At 41.7% G+C, this 13,249-nt stretch carries 14 protein-coding genes; 2 read left to right on the top strand and 12 right to left on the bottom strand.

Features of this window, described 5'->3' with window-relative positions; genetic code table 11:
• Positions 1–25: 25 nt before the first annotated feature.
• Both FTV28_RS10225 and rpe read right to left on the bottom strand, forming a co-directional pair.
• Positions 26–547 carry a hypothetical protein gene (locus FTV28_RS10225; protein ID WP_368856241.1) on the bottom strand — a complete coding sequence of 174 codons (522 nt, stop codon included), beginning with the start codon at positions 545–547 and terminating at the stop codon, positions 26–28.
• A gap of 426 nt (positions 548–973) precedes the next feature.
• Positions 974–1,660 carry a ribulose-phosphate 3-epimerase gene (gene rpe / locus FTV28_RS10230; protein ID WP_004975246.1) on the bottom strand — a complete coding sequence of 229 codons (687 nt, stop codon included), beginning with the start codon at positions 1,658–1,660 and terminating at the stop codon, positions 974–976.
• Positions 1,661–1,889: 229 nt separating this feature from the next.
• Between rpe and FTV28_RS10235 the strand changes: the two genes are divergently transcribed.
• Complete coding sequence (locus FTV28_RS10235; protein ID WP_179990353.1) at positions 1,890–2,171, top strand: DUF2218 domain-containing protein; 282 nt, start codon at positions 1,890–1,892, stop codon at positions 2,169–2,171.
• A gap of 10 nt (positions 2,172–2,181) precedes the next feature.
• Here FTV28_RS10235 and FTV28_RS10240 read toward each other — a convergent pair whose 3' ends face one another.
• The 9 genes from FTV28_RS10240 to FTV28_RS10280 all read right to left on the bottom strand — a co-directional run bounded on the left by FTV28_RS10240 (position 2,182) and on the right by FTV28_RS10280 (position 10,549).
• Complete coding sequence (locus FTV28_RS10240) at positions 2,182–3,213, bottom strand: M48 family metallopeptidase (protein WP_179990316.1); 1,032 nt, start codon at positions 3,211–3,213, stop codon at positions 2,182–2,184.
• A gap of 14 nt (positions 3,214–3,227) precedes the next feature.
• Positions 3,228–4,331, bottom strand: a complete 1,104-nt coding sequence (locus tag FTV28_RS10245; RefSeq protein ID WP_179990318.1) for a YjgN family protein — start codon at positions 4,329–4,331, stop codon at positions 3,228–3,230.
• 168 nt (positions 4,332–4,499) lie between these two features.
• On the bottom strand, positions 4,500–5,339 hold the full coding sequence (gene fghA / locus FTV28_RS10250; protein ID WP_179990320.1) for an S-formylglutathione hydrolase: 840 nt from the start codon (positions 5,337–5,339) through the stop codon (positions 4,500–4,502).
• An 18-nt stretch (positions 5,340–5,357) separates the two neighbouring features.
• A complete protein-coding gene (locus FTV28_RS10255) occupies positions 5,358–6,767 on the bottom strand; it encodes a C13 family peptidase (RefSeq protein WP_179990322.1) in 1,410 nt (469 codons plus the stop codon).
• A 157-nt stretch (positions 6,768–6,924) separates the two neighbouring features.
• Positions 6,925–7,734, bottom strand: a complete 810-nt coding sequence (locus tag FTV28_RS10260; protein WP_179990324.1) for a class I SAM-dependent methyltransferase — start codon at positions 7,732–7,734, stop codon at positions 6,925–6,927.
• The gene (locus FTV28_RS10265; protein WP_104852431.1) at positions 7,728–8,552 is read right to left on the bottom strand and encodes an undecaprenyl-diphosphate phosphatase; all 825 of its coding nucleotides are present in this window, start codon (positions 8,550–8,552) and stop codon (positions 7,728–7,730) included. Before FTV28_RS10265 ends, FTV28_RS10260 begins: the two co-directional genes overlap by 7 nt.
• Before the next feature lie 12 nt (positions 8,553–8,564).
• The gene (gene tsaB / locus FTV28_RS10270) at positions 8,565–9,230 is read right to left on the bottom strand and encodes a tRNA (adenosine(37)-N6)-threonylcarbamoyltransferase complex dimerization subunit type 1 TsaB (RefSeq protein ID WP_096902124.1); all 666 of its coding nucleotides are present in this window, start codon (positions 9,228–9,230) and stop codon (positions 8,565–8,567) included.
• Between the two features lie 160 nt (positions 9,231–9,390).
• Positions 9,391–9,921: a gamma carbonic anhydrase family protein gene (locus FTV28_RS10275; protein WP_004975229.1), complete on the bottom strand. Its 531-nt coding sequence runs from the start codon at positions 9,919–9,921 to the stop codon at positions 9,391–9,393.
• Between the two features lie 31 nt (positions 9,922–9,952).
• On the bottom strand, positions 9,953–10,549 hold the full coding sequence (locus FTV28_RS10280; RefSeq protein ID WP_179989108.1) for a CoA pyrophosphatase: 597 nt from the start codon (positions 10,547–10,549) through the stop codon (positions 9,953–9,955).
• A 123-nt stretch (positions 10,550–10,672) separates the two neighbouring features.
• Between FTV28_RS10280 and FTV28_RS10285 the strand changes: the two genes are divergently transcribed.
• Complete coding sequence (locus FTV28_RS10285) at positions 10,673–11,221, top strand: NUDIX hydrolase (protein WP_179990327.1); 549 nt, start codon at positions 10,673–10,675, stop codon at positions 11,219–11,221.
• A 101-nt stretch (positions 11,222–11,322) separates the two neighbouring features.
• On the opposite strand, the gene FTV28_RS10290 is transcribed toward FTV28_RS10285, so the two are convergent.
• The gene (locus FTV28_RS10290; RefSeq protein WP_179990329.1) at positions 11,323–13,233 is read right to left on the bottom strand and encodes a flagellar protein FilF; all 1,911 of its coding nucleotides are present in this window, start codon (positions 13,231–13,233) and stop codon (positions 11,323–11,325) included.
• Positions 13,234–13,249: the final 16 nt, after the last annotated feature.

Raw genomic sequence — 13,249 nt, forward strand, 5'->3', positions numbered from 1 at the left:
ACGTAAAGGTGTTTTGAATTCAGGATTAAGCTTTGGGTGGACGTAAAATTTGCTGCCAATGCCCAAGTAAATGTTGAGCTTGATAAGCAGGCAATAGAATATTGACCGATGTAAGTGCTATAGGTTGAATCAGTTCAGGGACTTGCACATTCAACACACTGTTTAAGCTTTGACAATGCAACTGCGCACAGTCCTGACAATTCGTCTTTGCAGTAGAAAAATCAGCCGAGCCATAACAATCTGCCGCATTTAAATCGGTATCCGTTGCGGATGTGTGCTGACTGAGATGATGGTTGGCCTTGGCATCATGCCCAGATATATGCTGCTTGGTTTCAGGATGCGTTTGTAAAGCTGCGGTATGACAATCTGGCAAAGATGTCATTTCACTCGCTGCGGTTGCAGAATGTCGAATCTCAGACCCTGCTGCCTGATTTGACATCATCCAATCATGTGCAGGTTTTACCGCAGCACTAACAATACCACTCCACCCTATGACAAATGCCATCAGGACAACAAACCACATTTGTTTGTAGGGTTGAGTCAGCACTAAATAAATTCCTGAGTATGAAAGATGCAGACCTGAACTTGCACAAGAATTGAACATTTTTGCCAAGTACAATCCACAATCTACAATGCACTCAATATAATTCAAGCCCCACTTATACACAATATCTTCTGCATTGAAAAACAGAGTGAATCCGTGCGATTTAAAAGCCAACTAAAACAATCAAGTTATATATTAAGCAACTTATTTTTATAATTAACTGAGTAAATACTCAATAAATTCAGTGTATTTAAAATAAACAAAAAGGATTCGACTGAATCCTTTTTATACTTATTTTGTATAAGTCATAAACAATTGATGTACAAATGTTTATAAATTAATCGGCTTATCCATAGTGTTATCAACATAGATATCCATACGGTTATCTACAAAGTTATCCACAGCATAAGCACTTGTGATTGTAGAAATTTATACTTCGACTGCGCCAACTTTTGCCAATTCAGCACGCATTTCATCAATCACCGTTTTATAGTCTGGCTTGCCAAAAATTGCTGAGCCTGCAACAAACATATCTGCGCCCGCTTCTGCAATTTCACGAATATTGGCAGGTCCCACACCACCATCGACTTCTAAACGGATATCACGACCTGAAGCATCAATGATTTGACGTGCCTGACGTAATTTCTCTAAAGTCATTGGAATGAATTTTTGCCCACCAAAACCAGGGTTCACACTCATGAGTAAAATCTGATCAACTTTATCAAGTACATAATCTAAATAATGCAGCGGTGTAGCAGGGTTAAAGACCAAACCCGCTTTTGCCCCACCCGATTTAATCAGTTGCAATGAACGGTCAATATGCTCTGAAGCTTCAGGATGGAACGTGATAATGTCTGCGCCCGCTTCTAGAAAATCACCAATCATGCGGTCTACAGGTTTCACCATTAAATGCACATCAATTGGTGCAGTAATGCCATAGTTTTTCAATGCCTTACATACACCTGCACCGAAGGTTAAATTCGGTACATAGTGATTATCCATCACATCAAAATGCACCACATCGGCACCCGCCTGAAGTACATTTTCCACTTCTTCGCCTAGACGAGCAAAATCTGCAGATAAGATAGACGGCGCAATTAAATAAGGCTTGGACATGGGAGAACCTAGCTAAATATTGGGATTGTGGCGCATTATAGCAAAGACTGCTTGGTGTGGTGGATTCTGTTACGATTGGATCATTCAGTTCGATGATTCAGGTCGATCAGCCAATTTGATAATTCTATCTCCGCAACGCTCTGTTGCAGCACTCCACTGTTCTTTCAGTCTGGCTTTGTTATGGTGAACACCATTACTCATTTGAACAACATGCTGGTTTCAACAGATGATAAACAGTTCTGCCCATATTCAAACAACGCAAGCAAGCCGTATTGCCAAGCGTCTACTCAACCACTGGAAACATAAATTTGACGTTGCAGAAAGCGCAACCCAATACCAAATTATGATGCCAAGTGCCTCAATTCTACTTATACCCCAAACACATGAGCTTGTAGTTGAAATTCAGGTAAAAAATACTGAAACAGATTTAAGTTACCTCGAACAAGTTGTGCTTGATCATTTAAGTCGTATGGCACAAACAGAATTGAGCGCGGTTTGGCAACGCCACTAACTGTTTCATGTTAAGGCGCTAAACGCTGCGTTTGTTCAAAATCCTTAACCACTTGAATACGTTTTTGTGTTGCAGGATGGCTTTGTAAAAAATCCAAAGGGCTTTTGGCGGTGTCTTCACCTGCATCTTCTGCCAAACGCTCCAGAAAATGGGCAAAATGAATGGTTGGAATGCCCTGAGCATGCATCGTATTTAAAGCATAATAATCTGCTTCAGATTCAAAATTACGTGAATAATTTGCCCCCACGAGCGCCACAGGCAAGGTCGAAACTAAATCTGTACCATCTCCTGTAATCGCGAGCAAAATAATACTAAACCCTAAGCTCGATAAAGCCTGTTGCAAGCTGTGTCGTTCTACCAAATGCCCTTGTTCATGTGCCAACACGCCAATGATTTCCTGATCATTCTCCGCCAATTCCACCAATTCATCGGTCAAAATAATGGTGTTATTCGGAATTGCCAGAGCATTCGCGCCTAAGCGATCACCTTGTCGAAACAGCACTTTGGCAGGTGTATCTCCTGCAATAAGCTGTCGATAATCTGTTAGAATTTTCTGCTGACGCGCTGCGGGCAGTTGGCTTGGCGCTGTCATGTCTAAGATATAACGCTCTGCTTCATCACCAATTTGCTTTAAGGTATTCGCAGGTAACTGAAAAGCAACGTATTTGGATGCACTTGGGATGCCCCATTGCACTGTGGCAAATACCATCAACAACACAAAAACCAGACTAAATACAATTAGGCTTGGCGTACGTTCCAATTTCCAAATAGAATGCTGCACCTGTTTATTTCGCAGTTGAAACCATTCAGGCAAGGCTTCGGAAAATTCAATACGTGCATCGTCTTTAAGTTCAATGACAGGTTGAATTTTACCTAGTGCGCCCACCAACATCATGTCTTGATAATGATAGTGTCGTTGTTGCTGTAAATTTTCACCATAACGAATAAGTACCGACTGAGCATCTATAGGAGAGATTTTGGCAGCCCATGGTTTAGACACTACACCATCATAAAACACCACATCCACGATCTGTGCTGCCATCTTCTTCTCCTAGCTTACAGCGATACATCAATATCAAAAATATCACTGAGTTCTTCTGCAAGTGCGCTATGTTCAGCTTGCAGTTGATTGATCATCAAATCTGGATCATTTTTTAAATGTAAACTTAAAGACTCAACCTGATAGCGATATAAACGAATAGCTGCCCATGGGGTCATTAAACCCAAACTCAGGACTTTCACAATCCAATTGGTCACCACAATCCAAGTATAGTGCCACTGCCCACAATCGGTCTGAAATTCACTACGACTGATACTGGTATTGTTCCATGTGGTGATAAAAATTCGCGCCGACATTAGTGGCCAAATTAAAAATATCCCCAACAGATAAACCGCTAAAAATAACCAAACCAACTGCGCAGGATTACGACTCAACTGTCCTGCCAAAGCCAACATTATCCCGACAGCAAGCAAAATGCCAAAGAACAAAAAAATAGGCATATACATTGCGCGCATATATGCTGGCCAGTCTGCTTTTAGTTTAAATTTAAGCTGTCCTGCATATAAATGGTCTAGGCAATAACGCTTATACATCCACACCAACACAGGAAAAAATAAGCCCAAAGTAAACAAATTAATTACGATACATTTTAGAAATACCCAATAGGCTTCTTTGTTACTGCCTGAAAAATAAAAACGGGCATTGCCAAATTTACTATTTCGCGCCTTAAAACGAATGGTTGCTCGAATCAACCACGGCACAGCCAAATATAAAGCCACCACGCCAATGACCATTGCTTTGACTGAATAATTGGAAATCACCGAGATCGCAACATAAATTCCAATAGCAATTAAACGTCCCAATAAAATTTTATGTGGGATGCCCGTGAAATCAAAACGACGTTTGATTAATTCGGTATTGCCATAAAAGTAGCGCAAACGACGTACTTTTGCCCACGGTGCATACAGCCCAAAGGTCACGATCATCAACAAAATATTGACAATCCAAATACCAAAATACTCTGAGGCGCTACCATGAAACTGAAAATGATGAATCCGTCCAAGTAATGGATTCCGTGCGGGTGGCGTTGTCGGTTCCACTGGAAAAAACGGGGAAGATGGCGTTGCTTGTTGTGGTGAATCCCATTCTGAATTGTGCATGTGATGCCTTATTTATTTTATTGTGCGGTCGTTATTTTACCCAGACACTCAAACCCAAATGAGCAATGTTTCCAAATGGTAAAAAAGCAAGTCTTCAACATTCTAATAAAAAGTGAACAACTTGCCTAGAAAAGTTTAAAAATCAATGCGTAAAATTGAGTACTTGGCTTAGTCCGCTTGCAATTGTACCGCATGGAATTGCAAATGCTGATCTATAAAGCTTTGAATGAAATAATAGCCATGATCATAGCCTGCATGTTCCCGCAAACTCAATTTTTGCCCAACCGCATCGCAAGCTTGCTGAAATAATGCAGGATTGAGCTGACTGTAGAATTGATCTTTCAATCCCTGATCAATCAAAATTTCACTGAACAATGCACCTTTGGCCTGCACCAAAGCAGTCGCATCGTGCTGTAACCATACTTGCTGATCTGTACCTAAATAATTCGAAAACGCTTTTTCACCCCACGGGCATTGGCTTGGCGCACAAATCGGAGCAAAAGCAGATACGGACTTAAATTTGTCAGGATATTTAAACGCGAGGGTCAATGCACCATGACCGCCCATACTGTGCCCCATGATGCCAAGGTGCTGTGCCTGAATTGGGAACTGTTGCAGTACCAATTGATAAAGCTCATCGGAGACAAACGTTTCCATTTGATAATGTGTCGCCCACGGTGATTGTGTCGCATTGATATAGAAACCTGCACCCTGTCCAATATCCCAATGGTCGCCTTTCGCAACAGCTTCACCACGTGGTGAAGTATCTGGACTAATCAAAATTAGTCCCAATTGTGCTGCCATGTGCTGCGCATGTGCTTTAATCGCAAAGGTTTCTTCGTTACACGTTAAACCCGCCAAATAAAATACCGCAGGACACGCCTGCCCCGCCAAAGCTTGTTCTGGTAAAAAAATGCCAAACTGAGTTTCAGTCTGTAAAGCATTTGAATGAAAACGATAAATCCGTTGCTCACCCTCAAAACAGCGGTTGTTCTGAATTAACTCCATCACCCTCTCCTCTTTGGCTTATTGAACAGATTGTGCACTCAATTGAATTTCAGCCGATGTTGCAACATTTTTTTGTGGAAACAAACGCTGCTCTAATTGTGGCAACATCAATTCCATATTTTTACCAATTGCCCATTGTGGCTCTGAAGGTTCAAAACCTTGCGCTTGCTCCCATTTCGCCACAGTCACTTTGGCTTCATTAAAAGCATTAGCAAAAGAGTTTTGTTCACGCATAGCCTGATCAAAAAAGGCACGACCAAAATAAGTATAATCAGCTTCGTTTGAACAACCAAACGACTCACGATCTGCTGCCGATGCAGTAATCACCAAGGTATTATCATCTTGCAAGGCGGATACAAAGCCACCTGAATAACAGGCTGAAATGACGATCACACGCCAACGAATACCCGATTTATCCAAAGTATCGCGTAACCATTTCGGATCGACCTGATTTAAGTCAAGTGGTGCATTTTCAATTTCAAAATGATCTTTTAAACCGTGTGAGGTCATATATAAAAACAGCACATCACTTTCACGGTTCATGCGTTGTCCAATACGGCGCAGCGCTAATTCAATACTAGTTTGTGAAGCAATTGGAATTACATTGCGGGTCATTGGGTTATTAATTAACACCATCGAACGCCCAAAAGTACCAAAACGAGTATCAAACTGTTCACGAATCCGTTCTATTTCAGACATAAATACGTCTTGATAACTCGCCCCTGCAACCCCTAAAAAGTACCAATGCGATTGAGCAAATTCCCCATATTGAATACTGTCTAAAGCTTTATTGAGTACACGACTTTGTGCATAAAAAGCTTCTTCGCTTAGACTTGGTGGAACTTCTTCTACCTTCCAAATGGGCTGACTTATCACTGACATTTGCCAAACCACCAAAGTGAATAAGGTCGCTAAAACAATCAGCGCACGTTCCCACCACGGCCAATGCAGCTCACGTGAAAACACCCACACTACTGCCAAACTTTGCCAAACAAACAGCACCATAAAAATGGTAGGTAAATAGTCATATAACACATACGGCAAGACATCCATCATGCCCATGTATTGAATCAAGCTTTGCAATAAAGCAACGTGAGTATCTAATACCAACCACAACAAAGCAGGTACTAACAATAAACGCGGGTTATTGACACGCTGAGAAAGAATGATTCCGACAATTAAAGCAATAAAAGGCCATAAGGCATAACTGACCAAACCCTGTGGGTTAAATTCGCCCACTTCTCCCGCGACCAACCAACTGAATAAGGTATTGGCAAGACCACCTAAAATCCCCCAAAAAATCAGTTGTAAGATAGAAGGACGAATAATTTGCAAAGAGCGTCGCGAACCCAAAAATAACCAAACGCCTGCGGCTTGGTTGCTTTTAAAATCGTGCCAAAAATTAATGGAGGGTTTGAAGTCAATCATAGGATTCTGTTAATCGCAGCTCGCGTTTCCAAACTCCAAGTTTATGCTTGTCGTCGTAATTATCAATTGTCAATTTTAACTATATAACAAATCTTTGCGCATTATAGAAGCATTGAACGCCTTGCCACTGCTTTAGTGGTAGAAATCTACCCGTTGTTCAAATTGCTTGGAAATAAGCATCAAATCGGCAAGCATCACCCTGCCATTGATGTGTAGTTTCCTGCCCCGCCAAAAACACCGCCAAACGTGGACGCTTCACCACAACACGTTTGGCAATTTGCTGTGCCAAACCCAGTAAATGATCACCTAAATCCATTTCGCCATCTTCAGGTAACAGCAAATGTAATAACTGCATTTGTTTTTTGACTTGAGCCTGCTTTTTCTGCGCCTGTTGATGTTGATCTCGCTGCGGAAACATCGGATCTAAATACACCACATCAACAACTTTGCCCTGTGCCGCACAGTTGCGTAAATAATTTGCTGAATCTGTAAAAACCAATTGGATACGAGCAACAACACTTGCTAAAAAAGGATCATCTGCGGCTTGACGTTTAGCATCTTCCAACAAAGTAAAAAGAATCGGATGACGTTCCAACAACGTGACCTGAGCACCCAAATGTGCCATGAGCAAGCTGTCGTGTCCTAATCCTGCCGTAGCATCAATCAGGCTTGGTTTTTCCGACAAATTACAGGCACGGGCAATCATTTCCGATTTTAAAGAGGCACGCTTTAACCGCCCAATTTCAGCTTTCCATTCGGGTTGCATTTTCATGCCATGGGCACATAACCACAGCCCTTCAGCATCGACACACAATGCCAATTCAGGGTTCAAACGCAAAAAACGCGCATTGAGTTTTTCTATTGTTTCAATGCGCGTTTGCACGCCTCTAGACAAAAGCACAGCAGAATAATGCTGTGCTTGAGTGAGCCACTCGGCTTCGGTGTATAAGCGAAGTTCGCTTACCATAGTTTCCAGCCTGTGAATGCGAACAATAAAATGATTAAACCTGAAGCAATACGATACCAAGCAAAAATCATAAAATCACGTTTCGCCACATAAGCCACCAATGCACGGATCAGCAAAAGTGCGGAAACAAAAGAGACGATGATCCCGAAGCTGAGTACGGTCCAATCTTCGGTGGTTTGGAATACATCATAGCTTTGGTACAAGTCGAGTAATCCTGCGCCAATAATGACAGGAATCCCCAAAAAGAAGGAAAACTCGGTTGCTGCTTTACGCGACACACCTAAGAACATCGCACCAATAATGGTTGCACCTGAACGCGAAGTCCCCGGAATCAGCGACAATACCTGAATTAGACCAATCCAAATAGCATCTCGGTAAGTTAGGTCTTCAACCTCATGGGCACGTACTTGTGGTGGATGTTTTTCAATCCACATAATGATAAAGCCGCCAATAATCAAACCAATCGCCACGGCAACATCATTAAAGAGTAATTCTTTTACAGTCTGCCCAAAGGTCAATCCAATCAAAATAATTGGAATAGATGCCATGATCAGACCAAAGCCCAAGCGACGACCTTTTTCTTCGCCTGTAAACATGCCCGTAGCTGCGCCCCATAGACGTGTCCAGTACTCATAAATGACCGCTGCAATTGCCCCCATTTGAATGGCAATCACAAATACATCACTTTTTTCTTTGGTCCAAAAGTCCATCAGCTCTGCAGCGAGAATCAAATGTCCTGTGCTAGAAATGGGTAGAAATTCGGTAATCCCTTCTACAATACCCATAATTGCCGCTTTGAGCAGCAGTAAAAGATCCATAAATAACCCTAATTATGCCTTGCCTTGTTCTGGAATTTTTTTCCAAGCATTGTCACGTAAATAGACAGGCAATGCTTGTTCTGCGCTGACCCATTGCTGTTGCTGTGCACAGACGCGTGCAATAGTAGCAATATCTTGTGCGGTTGCACTTAAGCCTTTGTATTGTATTTGTTCTTGATCAATTAGACCTGCACCAGAACCGACCAATTGAAAGCGTACCGTCTGTGCAGCATCGCTATAATTCAATAATTGTTCCTGATCAACCGCCTGCATGATTCCTTGTGCATCTAGCTCAAAACTGGCGATATACACTTCATTCATGCGTGCATCCAACACAGCCGTAACCGCAGTTAATCCTTCAAGACGATAAGCCGCCTGCGCCAATGCCTGCAAAGTCGATACAGGAATTACAGGCACATCATGCGCCCACGCCAAAGCTTGCGTGACTGCCGCATTAATTCGCACACCGCTAAAAGAACCCGGGCCACGGCTAAAGGCAATTGCAGTCAGATCAGCCGTACTAATTTGAGTTTCAGCAAAGCCTTGCTCAATCATCGGTAAGATGGTTTGCGTTTGTGCTTTTGCTCGCGCATCTAATTGAAAAAAGAGTTCCTGTGTTTCATCTACAATCGAAACGGAACACTGCTCATTGGCAGTTTCCAATGCCAGCAATTTCATGCACAACCTTCAAGGAGTAAATATCAAAAATTGGCGTTATGATACTCCACTCCTGAAATTCACGCGAGGATTTACATCCCTTAGATTGCAATTCCTGAGTATAAAATTCTATGTAATTACAGCTAAAAAATGCGTTTGACTAAACGATGCAAATTCTATTTTAGAGTGTTGCAGGCTCTAGGTTTACAAAATGCTGAAAATGTTCAGCATAGTGCAGCGCACTCATTTTTAAACGTGCTTCTGCAGACTCATCCAAAATCTTAACCACTTTACCGGGAGAACCCATCACCACAGAATTATCGGGAATCACTTTCCCTTCAGGAATTAAAGCATTGGCGCCAATAATACAGTTTTTACCAATCACCGCATGATTCAGTACCACTGCATTAATGCCAATCAGACTGTTATCGCCCACGGTACAACCATGTAACATCGCCTGATGTCCAATAGTCACATAATCACCAATCTGCATTTCAATGCCTGCATCGGTGTGCAATACAGCATTTTCCTGAACATTGCTAAAATTACCCAATTTGATTTTACTGTTATCGGCACGTATCACAGCCCCAAACCAAATACTGACTTTCTGCCCCAACTCAACCTGACCAATGACCGTGGCATTATCCGCCACCCAACCATCCCACGGTTGCTGCATTGCTTTCGGGGCATATCCTTTAAATTTATACAACATGGTTCCTTCCTATTTTCACATCAAAATTTTTCTATTTCTTAAATGTTGGTGAATTTAACAAAAACGGCCATTCTTTACGATAATCCAAACCATATTCAAATAAAGACACCAACATCCGCGCTGTTAAACCCCAAACCACTTCATCTTCAACCTGCATGCTCGGAAAATATAATTTTTGTTGTGCAAAGCTCACTTCATACGGCGTTGGTGGCGCTTCCATCAAATGCTGTAAAGAAGCAAAAAAGATCCGATCAATTTCTGAAGGTTGTGCAATTAGTTCTACTTTTGGGGGAATCAGCCCCACCACAGGTTTGACTAACATTCCATTACGGGCTTTTTGCATTGGCAAGTCACCAATCAACTGCACTTCAAATGGATTTAATGCAGTTTCTTCCTGCGCTTCACGCAATGCCACCACAATATTACTGGTATCTTGCGGATCGCGTTTGCCACCAGGGAAAGACACCTCACCCGCGTGATTATTGAGTAAGGTAGAACGGCGGGTTAGCAATACCTTTGGATCAGACTCGTCGGTAATGGCAATCAATACCGCTGCATGCGCTTCCATGAACGTTTTAGAAAAGCGCAAACGTTGCTGTAATAGATGCGTGAGCGAATGATCAATCATGCCTTATAATTCTCCTTGTCTAAGTTTTCATCATAGCTGAAATAGGTGGGCAATAGATAGAGAGGATGCCAAAGTTGAAATTTTCAGTTATTCTGAGAACTCCCTTCAACAATGACGATCACTATGAACTTTTGTGGAAATTGTGGACAAAAAACAACAATGAAAATTCCGCTTGGCGATCAGCAATTACGTCAAGTGTGTAGCGCATGTGGCAATATTCACTATGTCAATCCAAAAGTCATTTGTGGTGCATTGGTCGTTTGGGAAAATAAAGTATTGTTGTGTCGTCGTGCAATTGAACCACGCTATGGTTTGTGGACTTTACCCGCAGGCTATATGGAAATGTTTGAAACCATGGAGCAAGGTTCTGCCCGTGAAACCCGCGAAGAAGCCGAAGCGGAAATTGAAATCGAACAACTTTATTGCATGTATAACATTCCACGGATTGGGCAAATTTATGTGCTGTTCAAAGCTCAATTGTTGAATGGTCAATTTGGTGCAGGTGAAGAAACCATCGAATCACGCTTGTTTAGTGAAGATGAAATTCCGTGGTCTGAATTGGCTTTCCCAAGTGTAGAACGTACTTTACAACACTACTTTGCAGATCGAAAAAACAATCATTTTACGACCCACTTAGAAACCTTAGGTTCACGTACAGATCATACGGGTTAAAAACCCCACATGATGTTCATTTGAATCAAGCTAAAATTCGAATAATAAATAGCCCACTCTAAAGTGGGCTATTTTCATCACTATGTCACCTAAAATTAATGCTAAATACGCACTTTATTTGGGTTATAACACTCAGCAACATCTAGACTTACAGCTCCACCTTGGGCTTTCACCAAAGCTTTATCTGCATCAGTTGCTAAAGCAGGGTTTTGAGCCACGTAAGTTGCAAGTTGCGCATGATAAATATTGCTCCACTTCACTGTTGAGCCATTGAAATCAGACAATGTAATACGTGTAGAGTTGGCTGCAACTAAATTGCCAATATTGGCACGTGCACCGCCCACCACTTGACCATTTCCACCTTCAACCGCTTCAATTTTGGTATTCAAACCAATGACTGCGCCATCAAGTTTATGAAATTTTGGATTGGCTAAAATCATACGTAAAGTGACTGCTTTATTGTCGATATCGGTTGCACCTAACACACCTATACGGTATTGCTGCACACCATTTGTATCAACATATTCAGCACCAGACTGACGAATTGCTGCACACTGACCAGACATATCGGTTTCTGTGGCATTTGGTGCTATATCTGTACGAATATTGCCATCCTCATCTAAAACAACACCTAATTTGATGCTATCTGTAGTCGTTCCGCCATCAAAATTAAAGGTCAAGGTTGCATAAATTGGGAAAATATAGCGACTGCCTAAAGGTACATTTTTCTGGGTTTTAAAAACGCGATTATCCAAAAAGTTCACAGAAAAGAATTTATAGGCATCAAAAGAACCTTTGAACTGATCGGTACCTATGGTTTGTTGCCATTGACCATAATCTGCAGGATTCGCTGTTGTAGATTTGGTCAATAATTTATAAAAACCTTCCGTGCCTGCAATTAAATAATCATTAAACACCTTACCTTGGGTAATTTTAAAATCATCAGCCGCATTGTCATTCACACTAAAACGGAATGGCCCCTGAATACGTTTATTCAATGGGTTGACCCATGTGGTTTGTGCTGCTGCAACCATACGCTCAGGACGCACTTTACGAATCAATTCACCACTCACCGTTAAAATTGGGTTAGTCGTGTTCGCAGACACCGCACCTTTCCACTGCATACCATAACCGAAGGTATACCCTGAACGGTCTCTAATCAGTTGATACTGCCCAATGAGGTGTTTCAAATCTGCGACCGTAGATTTACAATCTGCCAAATTACAGCCATATAAACCCTGTGGTAATTGTGAATCTTCTTTGGCTAAAATTGGATAGTTAGCTTGATAAGATGCCGAGTTATTCATGTAAACCAAGGTGTTTAATGCTTGATAAGCATCATCTTGAGATACCTGTGACACATCTACCCACGGGCGTAAAATACTGGCATAAGCCCCTGAACGATAGTCACCAAGCTCAACGGACTCAGCAACATTTGCCAATTGTTCTTTTTTGAGTGTCGTAATCGTTAAAGGCTGAATATCGCCTGCGACAAAATTTTTATTTTCAAGAGATAAAGCCTGTAAAACACGTACAATTGCAGTCGCGACCTGTATCGTTTCGTCACTACTACTTAAACTCGTTGCTTGGCGTCCTGTTAATCCACGTGCCATATCTAACACACTTAAACGTGGATAACCCGCGCCTGCAGTACTGACCATTCCAATATCAGACAATGATACTGTGCCTAAATCAATATATTGATTGGTCTTTTCCTGAATAAAGAAGTGGACTTTATCTCCTTCACTACATTTACCTGTTGCCGCATTACTTTTCGGCTCAATCATGGTGATGTAGGTTTTACTGGTATCACTGCTACAGGTAAAATTCAAACCATCCACAGGATAATCCAATGCAAATTCCACGCAGTTTTTTTTTGTACTGGCACAACTCCCGTTGATATACGCCACAGCATTAGGCTCTGGATTAATATTGGCACTTTCTCCACCACAGCCACTCAATGCCGCCATCAATGCTGTCGTTGCAAAAGGTAAAATATGTCTTGTTTTCATCCTGAATTCTCTTATT

Source organism: Acinetobacter sp. YH12252 (assembly GCF_013417365.1).
Taxonomy (GTDB): Bacteria; Pseudomonadota; Gammaproteobacteria; order Pseudomonadales; family Moraxellaceae; genus Acinetobacter; species Acinetobacter towneri.